14 protein-coding genes are annotated in these 17,682 nt (G+C 74.3%); 11 read left to right on the top strand and 3 right to left on the bottom strand.

Annotated elements, in window-relative coordinates; all coding sequences use genetic code 11:
- The first annotated feature begins 202 nt into the window (after positions 1 to 202).
- Complete coding sequence (locus ACL02T_RS31005; protein WP_412834356.1) at positions 203 to 715, top strand: MSMEG_0572/Sll0783 family nitrogen starvation response protein; 513 nt, start codon at positions 203 to 205, stop codon at positions 713 to 715.
- Between the two features lie 107 nt (positions 716 to 822).
- On the top strand, positions 823 to 1,650 hold the full coding sequence (locus ACL02T_RS31000; protein WP_412834355.1) for a carbon-nitrogen hydrolase family protein: 828 nt from the start codon (positions 823 to 825) through the stop codon (positions 1,648 to 1,650).
- Positions 1,651 to 1,742: 92 nt separating this feature from the next.
- On the opposite strand, the gene ACL02T_RS30995 is transcribed toward ACL02T_RS31000, so the two are convergent.
- Complete coding sequence (locus ACL02T_RS30995) at positions 1,743 to 3,368, bottom strand: long-chain fatty acid--CoA ligase (protein WP_412834354.1); 1,626 nt, start codon at positions 3,366 to 3,368, stop codon at positions 1,743 to 1,745.
- A gap of 118 nt (positions 3,369 to 3,486) precedes the next feature.
- Between ACL02T_RS30995 and ACL02T_RS30990 the strand changes: the two genes are divergently transcribed.
- The 3 genes from ACL02T_RS30990 to ACL02T_RS30980 all read left to right on the top strand — a co-directional run bounded on the left by ACL02T_RS30990 (position 3,487) and on the right by ACL02T_RS30980 (position 7,200).
- A complete protein-coding gene (locus ACL02T_RS30990) occupies positions 3,487 to 4,857 on the top strand; it encodes a glutamate mutase L (protein WP_412834353.1) in 1,371 nt (456 codons plus the stop codon).
- A 305-nt stretch (positions 4,858 to 5,162) separates the two neighbouring features.
- Positions 5,163 to 6,665, top strand: a complete 1,503-nt coding sequence (gene ahcY / locus ACL02T_RS30985) for an adenosylhomocysteinase (protein ID WP_412834352.1) — start codon at positions 5,163 to 5,165, stop codon at positions 6,663 to 6,665.
- A gap of 52 nt (positions 6,666 to 6,717) precedes the next feature.
- The gene (locus tag ACL02T_RS30980) at positions 6,718 to 7,200 is read left to right on the top strand and encodes an NUDIX domain-containing protein (protein ID WP_412834351.1); all 483 of its coding nucleotides are present in this window, start codon (positions 6,718 to 6,720) and stop codon (positions 7,198 to 7,200) included.
- Positions 7,201 to 7,344: 144 nt separating this feature from the next.
- On the opposite strand, the gene ACL02T_RS30975 is transcribed toward ACL02T_RS30980, so the two are convergent.
- Positions 7,345 to 7,983 carry a dTMP kinase gene (locus tag ACL02T_RS30975; protein WP_412834350.1) on the bottom strand — a complete coding sequence of 213 codons (639 nt, stop codon included), beginning with the start codon at positions 7,981 to 7,983 and terminating at the stop codon, positions 7,345 to 7,347.
- Entirely contained in the window at positions 7,971 to 8,438 is a 468-nt protein-coding gene (locus ACL02T_RS30970; protein WP_412834349.1) for a hypothetical protein, read from the bottom strand. The genes ACL02T_RS30975 and ACL02T_RS30970 overlap by 13 nt, the downstream gene beginning before the upstream one ends.
- Positions 8,439 to 8,457: 19 nt before the next feature.
- Here ACL02T_RS30970 and ACL02T_RS30965 point away from each other — a divergent pair, with 19 nt between their 5' ends.
- From ACL02T_RS30965 to ACL02T_RS30940, 6 genes are read left to right on the top strand one after another with little or no spacing between them, the layout of a single operon-like run.
- A complete protein-coding gene (locus ACL02T_RS30965; protein ID WP_412834348.1) occupies positions 8,458 to 9,243 on the top strand; it encodes a helicase-related protein in 786 nt (261 codons plus the stop codon).
- Positions 9,228 to 9,542 (top strand): DUF3427 domain-containing protein, encoded by a 315-nt coding sequence (locus tag ACL02T_RS30960; RefSeq protein ID WP_412834347.1) that lies wholly within the window; start codon positions 9,228 to 9,230, stop codon positions 9,540 to 9,542. Before ACL02T_RS30965 ends, ACL02T_RS30960 begins: the two co-directional genes overlap by 16 nt.
- 30 nt (positions 9,543 to 9,572) lie before the next feature.
- The gene (locus ACL02T_RS30955) at positions 9,573 to 11,096 is read left to right on the top strand and encodes a TIGR02677 family protein (protein ID WP_412834346.1); all 1,524 of its coding nucleotides are present in this window, start codon (positions 9,573 to 9,575) and stop codon (positions 11,094 to 11,096) included.
- Complete coding sequence (locus tag ACL02T_RS30950; protein ID WP_412834345.1) at positions 11,093 to 12,313, top strand: TIGR02678 family protein; 1,221 nt, start codon at positions 11,093 to 11,095, stop codon at positions 12,311 to 12,313. The genes ACL02T_RS30955 and ACL02T_RS30950 overlap by 4 nt, the downstream gene beginning before the upstream one ends.
- Positions 12,310 to 16,347: a TIGR02680 family protein gene (locus ACL02T_RS30945; protein WP_412834344.1), complete on the top strand. Its 4,038-nt coding sequence runs from the start codon at positions 12,310 to 12,312 to the stop codon at positions 16,345 to 16,347. Before ACL02T_RS30950 ends, ACL02T_RS30945 begins: the two co-directional genes overlap by 4 nt.
- The gene (locus ACL02T_RS30940; RefSeq protein ID WP_412834343.1) at positions 16,344 to 17,570 is read left to right on the top strand and encodes a TIGR02679 family protein; all 1,227 of its coding nucleotides are present in this window, start codon (positions 16,344 to 16,346) and stop codon (positions 17,568 to 17,570) included. Before ACL02T_RS30945 ends, ACL02T_RS30940 begins: the two co-directional genes overlap by 4 nt.
- The last annotated feature ends 112 nt before the right edge of the window (positions 17,571 to 17,682 follow it).

The raw sequence follows: 17,682 nt of genomic DNA, 5'->3' as shown, positions 1-17,682 counted from the left end.
GAGGCCACCTGCACGTTCCCCGCCCGCACGTTCCCCGCCCGCACGTTCCCGGAGACCACCCGCACGTTCCCGGAGGCCGTCCGCAGGGACACGGGGCCCGCCGCCGAGGACGGGGTCGTGCCCCGCACCGTGGCCTGACCCGCACCGCTCCACCCCCGCACCCACCCGATCGACCCCTGGCCCCGAAAGGACGAGAGCCGACATGGCCGACCTGACCGATCTCGAGAAGCAGAGCCTCGAGGAGATCCCGCACCCGTCGATGCCGGAGGGGTCGTCGATCTACGGCGGCACCAAGGTCTTCCCCGACTACCAGGCCGAGAACGGCGAGACCTACTTCACCCTGGTCCACGGCATCGCACACGAGTCCTCGGTGAGCTTCGTGGCGATCCTGCAGGCCACCCGGGCGCTGCGGAAGGGCTTCGAGTCCGCGATCTACTTCTACGGCCCGGGCTCGCTCAACTGCCTGGCCACCCGCGGGTTCCCGACCACCGGCAACTCCGCCTTCCCCGGCGAGCACAACATCAACAACTCGCTGAGCACCTACATCCAGGAGGGCGGCAAGGTCTACTGCTGCCGCTTCGGGCTCTCCCTGCACGGCGCCCGCGAGGAGGACCTGATCGAGGGCGTGATCCCGACCCACCCGCTCGACGTCCAGGACGCGCTGATCCACTACGCCCGCAAGGGCGCGATCATCAACTCTACCTACCAGCTGTAATCGTCCGCCCCCGATCGCACGAACGGCACTCTTGTGCGGACCTACCGCACAAGAGTGCCGTTCGTGCAGTCCGGAGGGAGCGGCGGAGCACGGCGCGGGAGGGACGCGTGGGAGCGCTGAGGATCGGTGCCGTGGCGGCCGCGTTCGGCCGGGACCTGGAGGCCGCGCTCGCCCGGGTCGCCACACTGATCGACCACGCCCGGCGTTCGCAGGTCGGTCTCCTGGTCCTGCCGGACGCCGCGCTGGGCGGCTACCTCTCCGACTTCGGGGACGACGCCGAGGCGGGGCTGCCGCCCGCCCTCGACCCGGACGGCCCCGAGCTGCGCACGGTCGCCGAGCGGGCCGGGGACATGGTCGTCTGCGTCGGGCTGTGCGAGGCGGGGCCCGGCGGCGTCCGGTACAACACCGCCGCCTGCGTCGACGGCAGCGGCGTGCTGGGCCTGCACCGGAAGGTCCACCAGCCGGTCGGCGAGGACCGGGTCTACGCGGCGGGGGACCGCTTCGGGGCCTTCGACACCCCGGTCGGCCGCCTGGGCATGCTCGTCGACTACGACAAGGCCTTCCCCGAGTCGGCCCGGGCGCTGGCCCTCGACGGCGCCGGGATCGTCGCCTGCCTGTCGGCCTGGCCCACGAGCATCACCAATCGCGCGCCGCGGATGGCGCAGGACCGGCAGTCGCGGCTCTTCGACCTCTACGACCGCTCGCGGGCGGCGGAGAACCAGATCGTGCTGGTCTCCTCGAACCAGACCGGCTCGATGGGGAGGATGCGCTTCCTCGGCCAGGCCAAGGTCGTCGGGCCCGACGGCGAGGTGCTCGCCCGCACCTGGGCCAAGGCCGGGATCGCGGTGGCCGAGGTCGACGTCGAGGCCTCCCTCGCCGCCGCCCGCCGCCGGCTCTCCCACCTCACCGAGCGCCGGCCCGAGGCCTACCGCTGACCGACCGCGCGGCAGCTCTGATCGGCGGTGCAGTGCGCTCAGGGTGTTGCCGACAGCCGTGCGTGCACGCAACCGGCGATCTCGTGGGCCACTCAGGAGGGCAGCGTGTAGCCCGCGAACTTGTCCCGCAGTGTCCGCTTCGAGAACTTCCCGACGCTGGTCTTGGGTACCTCGTCGATGAACTCCACGGCGTCGGGCAGCCACCACTTGGCCACCCGCGGCCGGAGGAACTCGAGCAGCTCCTCGCCGGTGAGCGACTCGCCCGGCTTCACCACCACGCACGCCAGCGGCCGCTCGGTCCACTTCTCGTGCGGGATCGCGATCACCGCGGCCTCCGCGACCGCCGGGTGCGCCATGATCTCGTTCTCCAGGTCGACCGAGCTGATCCACTCGCCGCCGGACTTGACCAGGTCCTTCGTCCGGTCCACGAGCCGGACGAAGCCCCATCCGTCGATCGTGGCGACGTCGCCGGTGCGTAGCCAGCCGTCGGGGGTGAACTGCGTGCCACCGCCCTCACCGCGGTAGTACTCCTTCGCGATCCAGGGACCCGCGGCCTGCAGCTCGCCGGTGGCGCGGTCGTCCCAGGGCAGCTCCTCGCCGCTCTCCGGGTCGGCGATCCGCAGGTCGACGAGCGGGGCCGGCTGACCCTGCCGGGCGCGGGCGTCGGCCCGCTCGTCCTCGCTCCAGGCCTCCTGGTGGGAGCGCCGGGAGGAGACGCTGGCGATCGGCGAGGTCTCCGTCATGCCCCAGGCGTGCAGCATGGGGATGCCGATCGCCTCGCGGTAGGCCTCCGACAGTGACCGCGGGACCGCCGAGCCGCCGCAGACGATCGCCCGCAGCGCGGACAGGTCGTGGTCGGCGAGCAGGGGCTGCACGCCCATCCAGATCGTCGGCACGCCCGCGGTGACGGTGACCCGGTGTCGGTCCAGCTGTCCGACGATCGCCGCCGGCGTCATGTTCGGGCCGGGGAGGACCAGGTCGGTGCCGGCGAGCAGCGCGCCGTAGGGGATGCCCCAGGCGTTGGCGTGGAACATCGGCACGACCGGCAGGACGACGTCCCGCTCGGACAGGGCGAAGGCGTCGGCGGTGAGCGTGATCAGCGAGTGCAGCACCGCGGAGCGGTGGCTGTAGACCACACCCTTCGGGTTGCCGGTGGTGCCGGAGGTGTAGCACATGGCCGCGGCGCTGTTCTCCTCCGCGACCTCGAAGCGCCCGGCGAAGGGCTCGGCCGCGGCGAGCAGCTCCTCGTAGTCCCGGACGCGCGGGTCCGCGGGGATCTCGTGGTCCGCGCCGTCGTCGATCACGACGACGTGCCGGACGGTCTCGAACTTGTCCACCAGCGGCCACAGCAGCGGCAGCAGCGAGCGGTCGACGAAGACGACCTCGTCCTCGGCGTGGTTGACGATGTAGACCAGCTGCTCGGGGAACAGCCGGATGTTCAACGTGTGCAGGACACGTCCGGTACAGGGCGCGGCGAGGTACAGCTCCAGGTGGCGGTCGGTGTTCCAGCAGAAGGTGCCCACCCGGGCGTCGGCGGACAGGCCGAGCGTGTCGAGGACCGTCGCAAGCCGTCGGACGCGCACGGCCCACTCCGCGACGGTCGTCACCCGCTCGCCGGAGGTCTCGGCGGTGATCAGCCTCTTGTGCCCGAAGAGCTGTTCGGCGCGGTGGAACACCTGGGGCAGCGCCAGCGGGCGGTCCTGCATCAGTCCGAGCATCTTCGCTCCCGAGGAGTGTCGTGGATCACAATCACCGTACCGGGGCACCCCGACATCGGGACAGATCCGGCGCGCGTGACGGGACCGCGCAGCGTCACCGCCGGTACGCTCCCCGTCCATGACGGGTGCGGCAGCGCCGGGCGGTCCGGGGGCGCCTCGGGGGACCGGTGCCGTCTGCCTGGACGTCGGTTCGACCTGGACCAAGGCGGTGCTCGTGCACCCCGACGGCGGACTGGCGGGGTTCGCCGAGCACCGCACCACCACCGGGGACGTCCTCGAGGGGGTCGACGCCGCCCTCCGCGGCGTCACGGCGGCGGCCGCGCGCGAGCCCGAACCGGCAGTGCTGGCCTGCTCGTCGGCCGGGGGCGGGCTGCGGCTCGCGGTCGTCGGCACCGAGAAGCTGATCTCCGTCGAGGCCGGTCATCGGGTCGCGCGGTCGGCGGGCTCGCACGTCGTGCACGTCCACGCCGGGCCCCTCGAGCCGGCCGACGTCCGGGTGCTGCGCGGGCACCGGCCCGGGGCCGTCCTGCTGGTCGGCGGCGCCGACGGGGACGATCCGTCCGTCCTGCTGCACAACGCCGGCAAGCTCGCCCGGGCCCGCGTCCGGTTCCCGATCGTGCTGGCCGGCAACGCCGAGGCGCGCGACGACGCCCTCGCTCTGCTCCGCGCGACCGGCCGCACCGTCGTGGCCTGCGCGAACGTGGCGCCCGCGCCGGGCGAGCTGGTCCCCGGGCCGGCCCGCGCGGCGCTCGCCGAGGTCTTCGCCCAGCACGTCCTCGGCGGGCGGGCGCCGGCCGCGGCGCCCCGCTTCCGCCGGATGGTCCGGTTCATGACGCCCGACGCCGTGTGCCGCGGTACCGCCGAACTCGCGCGGATCTGCGGGACCCGGGTCCTGGTCGTCGACGTCGGGTGTGCGACCACGGACGTCCACTCGGCGCGGCCGGGGCGGCGGGTCCGGCGCACCGTGGAGGGGGACCTCGGGGTGCGTGCCGCCGCGGAGGGTGTGCTGCTGGAGGCCCAGACCGAGGAGATCGTCGACCCGGTCGAGGCCGACCTGCTCTCGGCGACCGTCCGGGGGATGACGGCCGAGATCGGGTCGGTCCCGCGGGACCCGGGCAGCGCCGCCGAGGACCGGCGGATCGCGGCGCTCGCGGCCGTCGTCGCCGCGCGGCGGCACCTGCGCGACGCCGATCCGGACCCGGAGGACCCCGCTGCGGGGCCGGCCCGTGCGGCGGGAGCGGAGGCCGATCCCGGCCCGGTCGGGCTCGTCGTGCTCTCCGGCGGGGTGTTCCGGCAGCGCGACGCCGCCGGCCTCGGGGCCGTGGTCGGCACGCTGCAGCAGGACCCGGTGCTGGCCCCGCTGCTCGCCTCGGCGTCGGTGCTGGTCGATGCGGACTTCGCACTCGCCCCCGCCGGCCTGCTCGCCGCCCACGGCCGGTGCCACGCGGCCGAGGCACTGCTGCGCGACCACCTGCTGGGGTCACGTTGAGCGGGGCGGGTGGGCGTGCCATCCTGGACGGCGTACGCACCGCGGGACCGAGAGGCGCTGCAGCGGACGGAACCGTCCGCCACGCTCGGTCCGCGGCCTGACGACGAGAAGGGCGCCTCCACCGTTTTCGAGGGAGGAGGCCCCGTGTCGGCATCCGGTCCGGCCCCGCGGTGGCGCCGCCGCCGCGTCGATCCCGCAGGGCCCACCCCGCAGCCGCCGACCCCGCAGCCGTCGACCCCGCCGTCGTCGGCCTCGTCGGGGTCCCTCCCCCCTGCCCCGACCGCAGCACGAGGAGACAGTTCACGATGACCGCCAGCATCACCGACCCGCACGGCCGGCTGCAGGAGCGCAACGGCCTCGACTTCGCCGTCGCCGACCTGGGCCTGCACGAGTTCGGCCGCAAGGAGATCCGGCTCGCCGAGAACGAGATGCCGGGCCTGATGGCGCTGCGTCGCGAGTACGCCGAGGCCAAGCCGCTGCACGGTGCCCGGGTCGCCGGCTCGCTGCACATGACCGTGCAGACCGCCGTCCTGATCGAGACCCTGGTCAGCCTGGGGGCGGAGGTCCGCTGGGTCTCCTGCAACATCTTCTCCACCCAGGACCACGCCGCCGCCGCGATCGTGGTCGGCCCGCACGGCACCCCCGAGGAGCCGAAGGGCGTCCCGGTGTTCGCGTGGAAGGGCGAGACGCTCGCCGAGTACTGGTGGGCGACCGAGCAGCTGTTCAACTTCCGGGACTCCGGGGGCAACCTCGTGGGCCCCAACATGATCCTCGACGACGGCGGGGACGCCACCCTGCTCGTCCACAAGGGCGTCGAGTTCGAGAGGACCGGCGTGGTGCCCACCGTCGAGGACGAGGACCTGACCGTCTCCGACGAGTACCGGGTCATCCTCGACGTCCTGCGCCGCTCGCTGACCGAGGACCCGCGGAAGTGGACCACGGTCGCCTCGGACATCCGCGGCGTCACCGAGGAGACCACGACCGGCGTCCACCGGCTCTACCAGCTGGCCGAGCAGGGGCTGCTGCTGTTCCCGGCGATCAACGTCAACGACTCGGTCACCAAGAGCAAGTTCGACAACAAGTACGGCATCCGGCACTCGCTGATCGACGGCCTCAACCGCGGCACGGACGTGCTGATCGGCGGCAAGGTCGCGCTGGTCTGCGGTTTCGGCGACGTCGGCAAGGGCGCGGCCGAGGCGCTGTCCGGCCAGGGCGCGCGGGTCATCGTCACCGAGGCGGACCCGATCTGCGCACTGCAGGCGCTGCTCGAGGGCTACCAGGTCGCGCGCCTGGAGGACGTCATCGAGCAGGCCGACATCGTCATCACCACGACGGGCAACAAGGACATCGTCACCGTCGAGGCGATGAAGCGGATGAAGCACCAGGCGATCCTGGGCAACGTCGGGCACTTCGACAACGAGATCGACATGGCCGGGCTGGCCCGCATCGAGGGCATTGTCCGGATCACCATCAAGCCGCAGGTCGACGAGTGGGTCTTCCCGGACGGCCACTCCATCCTGGTGCTCTCCGAGGGCCGGCTGATGAACCTCGGCAACGCGACCGGGCACCCCTCCTTCGTGATGAGCAACAGCTTCTCGAACCAGGTGATCGCGCAGGTCGAGCTGTTCACCAAGCACGAGGAGTACGACAAGGACGTCTACCGGCTGCCGAAGGTCCTCGACGAGAAGGTCGCGAAGATCCACGTGCAGGCGCTGGGCGGCGAGCTGACGACGCTCACCAAGGACCAGGCCGAGTACATCGGCGTCGACGTCGAGGGCCCGTTCAAGCCGGAGCACTACCGGTACTGATCACCGGCTGTTCGTCTGGTTGGGGTGGCGGTCGTCGGGTTACGCTCGCCGGGTGACCGCCGCTCCCCTCCCCGAGCCGATCCCGACCGGCTCCAGCGGCGACGGGTGGCAGTACTGCGCCCAGGGGCACAAGCACTGGGGGTTGTACGGGGCCGCGGGCCTACTGGTCCGCTCCGGCGACCTGGTGCTGCTCCAGCACCGGGCGCTGTGGAGCCATCACGGCGGCACCTGGGGCATCCCCGGCGGCGCGCGCCACTACGGGGAGCCCGCCGAATCGGCGGCCCGGCGCGAGGCCGCGGAAGAGTCGGAGCTCGACACCGCGCCGCTGCTCGAGACCGCCCGGTTCGTCGACGACCACGGCGGCTGGAGCTACACGACCGTGGTGGTCCGGACCGCGGAGGCGCGGCCGGTCGACATCCGTGGCGGCGAGAGCGTCGAGTTCCGCTGGTTCTACGCCGCCCTGCTCGGCACCACCGAGGGGCCCGAGCTGCACCCGGGCTTCGCCGCCACCTGGCCTCGTGTCTCCACCCTCTGACGGTCCGACGCTCGCCCGCAGTATGGCTCCACAACGCGAGCCGGGCGCGGGATCTGAGCGCAATATGGTTCCATAGTGGGCAGCGAGGACGGCCTCTGAGCGCATTATGGCTCCATAACGCGAGCGGGCGTCGTGAGCCGCTCGTCAGGGGCGAAGGAGCGTCCTGGCGAGGGCGGGGATGTCGGTGTCGCCCTCCAGCACCGTCCAGGGGCTGAGCCACGACCGGGCCGCGAGCTCCCGGTACACGGCGTCGGTGCGTTCCTGCAGGCCCTCGTCGGACTCGTAGGCGTCGCGCGCCCGGCCCGGATCGGCCGCCGCCCGCCGCTGCGCCCGCTCTGCGGCCACTGCTCGCGGGGTGGCGAGCAGCAACTGGTGGTCCGGCACGGGGATGGCGAAGCGCGCGATCTCCAGCTCCCGCACCCAGCCGACGACCTCGCCGTCGGCCCCCTGCGTCAGCCGCGCGGCGTTGTAGGCGGCGTTGCTCGCGACATACCGATCGACGAGGACGACGTCGTGCGCGGCGAGGAGTCCCCGCAGCTCGGGCGCGGCGTCGCGGCGATCCAGGGCGAACAGCACGGCCATCCCGTGCACCGAGTCGGCGAGGTCGCCGAGCCGGCCGTACAGGGCGTCGCGCGCGAGCGCGGCGTGGACGTCGGCCTCGTAGCGGGGGAAGGCCAGGGTGGCGACGCGTGCGCCGCGCTCCTGCAGCGCGGCCACCAGCGCGGCGGTCAGCGTGGCCTTGCCCGAGCCGTCCAGCCCCTCGATCACGATCAGCCGCCCCACGGGACCGGACGGTAGCGGAGCGCACGCCGGCCCTCCGACGTCACCCGATAGCGTGGCCGCCTCGCTGATCTTGAGGGGTGCGCCGGCGGGCGCGGGTAGGGGGCGGTGTGCTGAACGAGGGCGTGCACGAACGGTTGCGCACGACGGGGCTGGAGGTCGAGCTGGCGCGCGTCGCCGAGCCGGTGCCGCATTGGGCCGACGTGGAGAAGGCCGACCAGCCGCAGGTCCTCGCCCGCCACGTCGCCGCCGCCGTCGAACGGGCCCTGCTGGCCAGCCCGACCGAGGCGCAGCGGGTGGCCCTCGTCAACGACCTGCTCGACCGGGTCTCCGAGCACGACCAGCGCCTCGCCGAGGCCGTCGAGCAGCTGGTGGTGCTCGCCCGGCAGATCGTGCGCGACAAGGTCACGGACGCCCGGTCGATGCGGGCGCTCGGCTTCTGCGTCTCCGTGGCGCACGCGGAGTACATGGCCGAGGGTGTTCACGCGGGCCGGCATCGCGAGCCTCGCGGTCTCCGGGGCGACGCCGCGGCCCGAGCGCGAGCAGGCCCTGCGCCGGCTTCGCGAGCGCGAGCTGAACTGCCTGTTCGCCGTCGACCTCTGCAACGAGGGCCTCGACGTCCCCGAGATCGACACCGTGCTGCTGCTGCGGCCCACCCAGAGCGCCACCGTGTTCCTGCAGCAGCTCGGCCGCGGGCTGCGCCGGGCGCCGGGGAAGGCGGTGCTCACGGTGCTCGACTTCATCGGGCAGCACCGCCGCGAGTTCCGGTTCGACCTGCGGTACCGGGCCCTGACCGGCAGCTCGCGACGCCGGCTGATCGCCGACGTCGAGCAGGGCTTCCCGTACCTGCCCGCGGGGTCCGCGCTGGTCCTCGACCCGGTCGCGCGGCGGACGGTGCTCGAGAACGTGCAGGGGCAGCTGCGGCTGCGGAGGGTCGACCTGGTGGCCGACGTCCGCTCGTACGGCGACGTCGGGCTGGCGGACCACCTGCGCGAGGCGGACCGGGACCTGGCCGACGTCTACCGCTCCGGCGGTTCGTGGACGGCGCTGCGTCGCGAGGCCGGGCAGCCCACGGCCGGCGCCGGCCCGGGTGAGACCGCGCTGCTCCGGCGGCTGGCCCTGTTCACGCACGTCGACGACCCCGAGCGGGCGTCGGCGTACGCGGGGCGCGGCACGTCCCGCGGTCCCTCGGCGAGGGGCTGCAGCACGCGCCGCTGCAGAGCCACGCGCACCACCGGCGCGAGGAGGTGCTCGCCGCGCTGAACTGGGCGTCGCTCGAGCGGAAGGCGCACCGGCACGCGGCCGGCGTGGTGTGGGCGCCGCAGACGCGCACGGACGCCTTCTTCGTCAACCTGCGCAAGACCGAGCGGGACTTCTCCCCGACCACCCTGTACCGCGACTACGCCCAGCGGCCCGACCTCTTCCACTGGGAGTCGCAGAACGCGACCACTTCGCGTCCGAGACTTGCGCCGGGAGATGCCGGGGAAGACCTTCCTCGCGGCGAGCGTGGTGGCGGGCTGATCGGTCCGGTCCGGTCCGACCGGGACGAGGCGGAGCCCTGAACCGTCGGTGGCCGTCGCTACCCTCGCGCCATGCCGTCGGAGATCGACCTGACGCACGTGCAGCGGGTGCGACTCGAAGCGCTCCGCTACGCCTGCGGGGAGGAGTCGGCCACCTATCTGGCGATCATGCGGTCGTTCACCGGGGACGTCGCGGGACTGCTGTCGGACCAGTCCGCCGCCGAGGTCGCCGGTCGGCTCGCCGAGCTCGGCGTCGAGCTGTGCACCGACACGGTCGACGATCGACTGTCGTACCTGGTCGAACACGGGAACCTGGCCCGCAGCCCGCGCGAGGCCGAGGCCCGCAGCCTGCGCGAGTACCTGCAGAACCGGGCGCGCTACCAGCTCACCCAGCGCGGCGAGCTGGTGCACCGGTTCGTCGAGGAGCTCCTCGGGCACACCGAGTCCGCGCGGGAGGTGTCCACCGAGATGCTCGGCGGCATCCTCTCGGGCCTGCAGGACCTCGCCCGGGTCGACCCGGACACCGCCGACCCCGACACCCTCGCACGGGAGATCGGCACCCTCTTCGCCCAGTTCGAGCGCCTCGTCTCGTCGACCAGGGACTTCTACACGTATCTCGCACAGGTGCTCGTCCGCTACGACCTGGACCGCGGCGAGTTCGAGGCCTTCAAGACCGCCTTGCTCGACTACCTCCAGCGCTTCGTGGACGAGATCGCCCGCCATATGCCGCAGCTCGCCGAGGCACTGGTGGCCGTCGAACCCGCCGTCCCGGGGTTGTGCGCGCGGGCGAACTCCGGGAGGCGTCTCCTCGGCGTCGACGGGGAGCGGGCCCGCCGGTCCAGCGGGCTCGATCGCGAGGACTGGGCGGGCCTGCACGCATGGTTCGTCGGGGCCCCGGGCCGCGACTCGGACGCGGCAGGAGTCCGCAGACTCGCCACGGAGGCGATGCGGGCGCTGCTGGTCAACCTGCGGCGGATCGCCAAGGGCAACCGGGAGCAGAGCCGCTACACGGATCTGCTGACCCTCGCGAGCTGGTTCGCGGAGGCGGAGGACGACACGGCCCACGCGCTGTGGGCCTCGGCGTTCGGGCTCTACTCCTGTCGTCACCTGGCCTTCGCCGCGGACGACGACGACGATCCGGTGCCGGCGACGGCCTCGTGGTGGCGCACCCCGGTGGCCGACGTCCCGCTGGCGCTGCGCCGGACCGGGACACGCACGATCCGCGGCCGGACCGGACGGAAGGAGGACTTCGCCGCGGCGAAGGCGGCCCGGATCGCCGAGCGGGAGCGGGCCGAGCGGGCGCGTGCCGCTGCGCTCGCCGAGATCGGGAGCAGGCGGGGCAGGCTCGGCGTCGTGCGGCTCTCGGACGACGCGCGAGCGGTGCTGCTGAACCTGTACGCGCAGGCGCTCGTCGGCCGCGGTCGGCCCCTGGCGGACGGGGCGACCGCGGAGGCCGACACCGAGGACTGGCGGTTGGTGGTCGAGCGCTCGCCGGGCGCGGACACGGTGATCGTCAGCCCGGAGGGACGGCTGGAGCTGACGGGGCTGACGCTCCACGTCGTCCCCCGCGGGGCCGCCGAGCGGAGGACCGGATGAGCAGAGCGAGGATCGAACGTCCGGCACCGGCGGTGGACGCCGCGGCGCTCGCGGAACGCCGTCGTGCCGTGCGGGCCCTCCTCCGGAGCCCGCTCCTGCACGGCGACGGCCCGCACGCGGACGAGTTCCGGTTGGTCCGGAGGCACCGGGCCGAGCTCGAACGGATCTTCGCCGACGGTCTCGGGTACCGGCTCGTCGTCGAACCCGGTTCGGCCCGGCTGATGAAGGCGGGCCTCGGCCGGGACGCCACGCACCCGCTGCGGCGGCGCAGCGGTGCGCCCTTCACCCCGCGGATGTACTCGCTGCTCTGCCTGACCGTCGCGGCGCTGACGCGGAGCAAGGGCCAGCTCCTCGTCGACGAGCTGGTCGCCCAGGTCCGGTCCACCGCGGCGGATGCCGGGATCGAGGTGGACCTCGACGCGATCGCCGACCGGCGTGCCCTGCACGCGGCCCTCTCGGCCCTCGTCGAGCTGGGGGTGATCCACGAACGGGACGGGGACCTGGAGCACTGGGCGGACCAGCGCACGGCGTCCCTGCTCGACGTGCGGCGAGAGCGACTGGCGTTGCTCGTCTCCGCGTCCGTGGCGGGGATGTCCTCGCCCGAGGACCTGCTCGACGCCGCGGCGCTGCCGTCCGCGGTCGGTGGCGCGAGGGTCGCGGTGCGCCGCACGCTGGTCGAGACCCCTGTCCTGTCGGCCGACCAGCTCACCGAGGACCAGGCCGAGTGGTGGAGCCGGAGCCGCAACCGCGAGCGCGAGTGGTTCGTGGAGACCGTCGGCCTGGATCTGGAGCTCCGGGCCGAGGGCGCCGTCGCGGTGGATCCGGACGGCGTCCTGACGGACGTCGCGTTCCCCGCGGGAGGATCGGCGCGTCACCTCGCGCTGCTCCTCCTCGAACGGCTGGTGGCGTTGCTCAGGGAGCCCGCGCGTCAGGCCGCCGTCACCGACCGCGTGTGGCGTCGGGTGCCGGCGGACGCGCTCGCGGCGACCGCGCGCGAGGTGATGGCCGAGTGGGGCGCGGGGCTGCGCAAGGACCATCGTGAGGATCCGGACCTCGCCCTCGCCGAGGCGCGGGACGTCCTGATCGGCGCGGGACTGGTCCGTCTCCGCGCCGACGGTGGCTGGCAGGTCCACGCCGCGGCGGCGCGCTACGCGGTGTCCGCGGCGATCACCGAGCCGGTCGGCGACCAGCGGTCCCTGTTCGAGGAGGAGACATGAGCGGGGTGGAGCGGTTCCGGCTCACGCGGGCGGGTGTGCTCAACGTGTGGCAGTACGACGACCAGGTCTTCGAGTTCGCGGGCGGCCGGCTGTTGTTGCGCGGCGCGAACGGCGCGGGCAAGTCGAAGACGCTCGAGATGCTGCTGCCGTTCGTCCTCGACGGGGACAAGGCCCGGATGACCGCGTCCGCCCGCCATCACACCAGCCTGCTGTGGCTGATGCTGGACGGCTATCCCGGGCAGAACCGCGCGGGTTACCTGTGGGTGGAGTTCACCCGCGGCGACGAGGTGCTGACGTGCGGGATCGGGATCCGGGCGTCGCAGAGCCAGCGCTCGGCCACGTCCTGGCACTTCACCTTCCCCGGGCGGGTGGGCGAGGACCTGCACCTGGAGGACGCGGCCGGGCCGCTCGCCCAGGACCGGCTCCGGGAGGCGGTCGAGTCGGGCGGTGGCCACTTCATCCGGGAACCGCGCGCCTACAAGCAGCACATCGGTCGACTGCTGTTCGGACTCGAACCGACCCGGTACGACGAGCTCCTCAGGCTCCTGTACTGGCTGCGTCAGCCCCAGGTCGGCGAGGACATCGAGCCGGCGCGGCTGGCCGAGCAGCTCGTCCAGGCGCTGCCCCAGATCGACGACGAGGCCGTCCGGACCGCCGGCGACACCTTCGACGAGCTGGCGGCCTTCGGCGAGCAGCTGGAACGCCAACGGCGGGCCGCGGAGGGCGTGGCGGCGCTCGCCGAGGTCTACGCCGGCTACGCCCGCGAGGTCCTGCGGCGCCGCGGCGCGGACGTGAGCGAGGCGCACACGGAGCGGACCCGGCGGGGGCGGGCCGTGGAGGCGGCGGAGACCCGGGTCCGCGAGCTCGACGAGCGGCGGGTCGAGACGGAGGCCCGGCTGGCCGAGGTCACGGCCGAGCGTGAGCGCCTCGCCGCCCGCCTGCGCGAACTCCGGGCGGATCCGCTCATGCGCACCGAGCAGCGGCTGGACGCGGCGCGACAGCTCGCCCGGGCCCTGGCGGAGGAGGCGGTGCGGGCGGAGCGCACCGCCACGTCCGCCCGGGAGCGGGCCGAGGCGTCCGGAACCCGGCTGCGCCGGGATGCCGGGGGGATCGCGGACGAGGTCCGCGAGTTCGCCGAGCTCTCCCACCGGCTCGCCGGCGGACTCGCCGAGGTGGGAGCACGCCCGTCGCTGGCCGTCACGACCCTGCCGGCGACCTTGGCGACCACCGCGGACGCGGGGACGACCGTCCAGGCACTGGAGCGGCAGCGCGAGGACACCACGGTCGCGCAGGCCTCGGTCGGGAGCCTGCAGGCCGCGGTCCTCGTCGTGCAGGAGGCGGAGCAGAGCCTGGGTCGCGCGGCCGGGGACGCGCGACATGCGGCGGAGGCGGCCGCGGTGGCGGAGCAACGCGCCGAGGAGGAACGCGGGCAGCTGGCCGACGCCCGATCCGGGGCCGACGATGCCGAGGCCCGGTACGCGGAGGAGCTCACGACCTGGGCCGCGGCTCCGGCCGCAGTGCCCTTCGCCCTGCCGGACGAGCTGACACCGGAGGCGGTGGCCGGCATCGGTGGGCTGGCCAGGACGGCCGCCACGCCACCGTTGCGTGGTCATCGGGAGCGACAGGACGACGCGGCGGGAGCCCGGGTCGCCGCGTCCGAGCGCCTCGTCGCGGCCACCGCGCGCCGCGAGGCGGTGGCGGCCGAGGCCGATCCGGCCCCGCCGGCGCCTGCGTGGCGGCGCGCTCCGCGCGCGGCGTCGGACGGGGCACCGTTCTGGCGTCTGGTCGACTTCGCCGAGGAGCTCGACCCGGGGCGGCGGGCAGGTCTCGAAGCGGGTCTCGAGGCGTCCGGGCTGCTCGACGCCTGGGTCCGGATCGACGGCGCGGTGCTGGACGATCGGGAGGACACGGTCCTGGCCAGGGCGTCCGGAGCCGAGGACGGCCCGGGGTTGAACGGCCTGCTGCGGGCGGATCCACCCGCCGGGTGCCCGGTCGCCGCCGAGACGGTGCAGGCGGTGCTGGCCAGGATCGAGGTCGGCGGCACCGGCACCGCCCGGGTCGGCACGGACGGCACGTGGACCCTCGGGCCGCTGTCCGGTCGCGCGCGGAAGGAGGCGGCGCAGTACATCGGCGCCACCGCCCGCGAGGCGGAGCGCGCCCGCCGGATCGCGGAGCTGGACGAGAAGATCGCGGCGCTCACCGCGGCCCGCGACGTCGCAGCGGCCGAGGAGGAGACCGCCCGGGCCGCGGTCGCCGCGATCGAGGCATGGCTGGCCCGCGTTCCCGACGGCACGGCGGTCGTGGCCGCGTGGGCTCGGGTCGACCAGTGCGCCCGAGGCGTGGTGCGGGCGGAGCGGTTCGCCGCGCAGGCGGAGGAGACCGCCCGGTCGGCGCGGTCCGTCGAAGCCGCGCGACGCCGGGACCTGCACGATCTCGCGGCCCGGCACGACCTCCCGGTCGAGGCGGGCCGGCTCGAGGCCAGGAGGCTCACGCTGCAGGGGCTGGACCGGGCGTTGACCGACCACCTGCGGCGCGGCCGGGAGCTCGGCAGGGCTGCCGAGCGGTGGGGTCGGGACGCGCAGGGGCACGAGGCGGCGATGCGGGACGCCGAGGAGGCCGGTGCGGCCCTCCGCGATGCTCGCGCGCGCGCCGACCGGGCCGCGTCCGCCGCCGAGGTGCTGGAGGAGACCATCGGCAGGCCGCTGCAGGAGATCCGGTCCCGAATCGAGGAGGCCACGGACCGGGACCGGCTGCTGGAGCGGACCGGGTCCCACCTGGAGAAGACCGTGCGCGAGGTGCTCGCCGCCGGCGGCGCGGCCGCGCAGACGGTCACCGACACCCGGGCCCGGCTCGCCGAGCACGAACCCGTGCTGGTCGAGGCCGTCCGCGCGCTCGCCGCCCTCCCGGACACACCAGGCCTGCTCGGCTCGGGAGATCCCGAGGGGGAGGCGACGCCCGGGACGCGATCCGGCACGGTATCGGCACTTGCCGCGGCGTCCGGCTTCGCGCCCGGCGAACCGGTGCCCGCGGCGGTGCTCGGGCTCGGCCGCCGCCTCGCGGCGCTGCCGCCCGCGGCGCGGCCGGGCACCGACAACGCCGTCCTCTCGGCGTGGCAGGAGGCCTCCAGCGGTCCGGCGGCCGACGTGGATCCGCGCATCGTCGAGAGCGCGGGCGCGCTCGCCGTCCTCGGCCGGGACGACGCGGGGGAACGTCCGATCGGCGAGCTCGCCGCGCGACTGTCGGCTGCGGCGGTCCGGGACGGAGAGCTGCTCACCGACCGCGAACGTCGGCTGTTCGAGGAGCACATCCTCGGCGACCTGGGGGAGTCCCTGCGTGCGCGACGGCTCGAGGCGGAGGAGCTGGTCGCCGAGATGAACACCCAGCTCGGCGGTGTGAGCACGAGCCAGGGCATCCAGGTGCGGCTCCGCTGGACCCTCCGGGAGGACGTCGCGCCGGACGCGCGGCAGGCCGTCGACCTCCTGGGCCGTCCGGTCGGGTCGCTCCTCCCGGACGAGCGCCGCGAGCTGAGGGACGCGCTGCACCGCCTGATCGAGGCATCCCGTGCGGACGCACCGGAGGACTCCTACACGGAGCACCTCGCGCGAGCCCTCGACTACCGCCGTTGGTTCGCCTTCCGTGTCCGCTACACCCGGCCCGAGACCGAGGGGACCTGGTACGACCTGCACCGGCGCTCGCCGCTCTCGCAGGGCGAGCAGAAGGTCGTCTGCTACCTGCCGTTGTTCGCCGCGGCCGCCGCCCACTTCAGCTCCCTCGCCGGAGCGGCGCCGCACTCGCCGCGGTTCGTCCTGCTGGACGACGCCTTCCCCAAGATCGACGTGCGGACCCATCCGCTCCTCTTCGGCTTGCTCGTCCAGCTCGACCTGGACTTCGTGGTGACCAGCGAGCGACTCTGGGGTGATCACGCGACCGTGCCGTCACTGGCGATCTACGAGGCGTTGCGGGATCCCGCCGAGCGAGGGATCGCCCAGTACCGGCACACGTGGGACGGCCAGCGCCTCCAGGCGGTCGGATGAACGCGCACCGCGAGGCGTGGTGGGCCGTTCCCGCTCTCGACCGGATGTGGCGGGTCCTCCGCGGCCGGTTGGAGGACCGGGGTGTCCGTGCCGAGGGACGGGTCGCCGTCACCGGGCTGAGCCGCGCGGAGCGGCACGCCGTCGCCGGGCTGCTGGGCAGACCGGTGCTCCGTGATCGGGTCAGCGTGGATCTCGCCGACCTCGATCGGGAGTTGTCCCGCCGCTCCGGGGTCGGGGGCCTCGTCGCCGTGGTCGAGGCGGCGACGGGGAGCCCGCTGCGCGATCGCGCCGCCGAGCGGGCGCGGAGGGTGGCCGAGCGGGAGGAACCTCTCGCTCTGGCCCGTCGACTCCTCGGCGGCCGGCCGTGGTGCGAGGACTGGCTGCACGAGGTGCGCCGCGCGGGGCTGCTCGGTCGCGCGCGTGACCCCGCCGCAGCCGTCCGGTCGACGGCCGCGGTGCTCGAGCGGCTGGCGGGGCCCGCCGCGCCGATCCTCTCGCGCACGGATCTGGCCGCCTCGGTGTGCGGCGACGCGCACGCGCTGGACGACGGACGCACCGCGGCGGCGTTGGTCCTCCGGGCCCTCGCGGCGAGCGACGGGGAGGCCCCGCCCACCACCGTGGCGGCGCGCCGGGAACTGTGGGAACGCCACGGCGTGCGGGTCGACCTGATCTCCACCACCTGCCTCGTGTACCTGGTGGGCGCGGACGGGGGCTCGGTCGGCACCAGGCTGGCCGTGGCCGCGGCGGCCGGTGATCCCGTCCACCTCACGGCGTGGGACCTCCGTCGGTGCCGGCTGGTGCCGCCCCCGTCGGTGCTGGTCTGCGAGAACCCGCGGGTGCTCGAGTCCGTCGCGGAGGAGGGGCTCCCGGTCCCGGTCGTCTGCACGAGCGGTCGGCCCACGCTCGTCGTCCTGGACGTGCTGCGGGCCCTGCGGGGCTCACTCCTGCGCTACCACGGTGACTTCGACTGGCCCGGGATCGCGATCGCGAACCGGCTGCGCGCCGAGAGCGGGGTCGTCCCCTGGCGGATGGGTGCCGTCGACTACGAGGCGGGCGTCGGCGAAGCCGGTCCCCGGTTGGCGGGGACCGCCGTCGAGCCCGCCTGGGACCCCGAGCTCGGCGCGGCCATGCGCCACCACGGCCGCGCCGTGCACGAGGAGCTGGTGCTCCCGGATCTGCTCGCGGCTCTCCAGGACCCCGATCCGTGGGAGGACCGTCCGTGAGGGCGACACGCTCCGCACGAGCGCGACGGCGGTCCCGCCCGGCGCTACCGTGGCTCGCGATGACACCCGTTCCGACGGTCATCGCGCGTGAGGAGGCCGAGGCGCTCGAGGC

The sequence above is a fragment of the Pseudonocardia oceanicola genome (genome assembly GCF_047200735.1).
Taxonomy (GTDB): domain Bacteria; phylum Actinomycetota; class Actinomycetes; order Mycobacteriales; family Pseudonocardiaceae; genus Pseudonocardia.
This window is presented reverse-complemented; position numbering and strand designations above follow the sequence as displayed.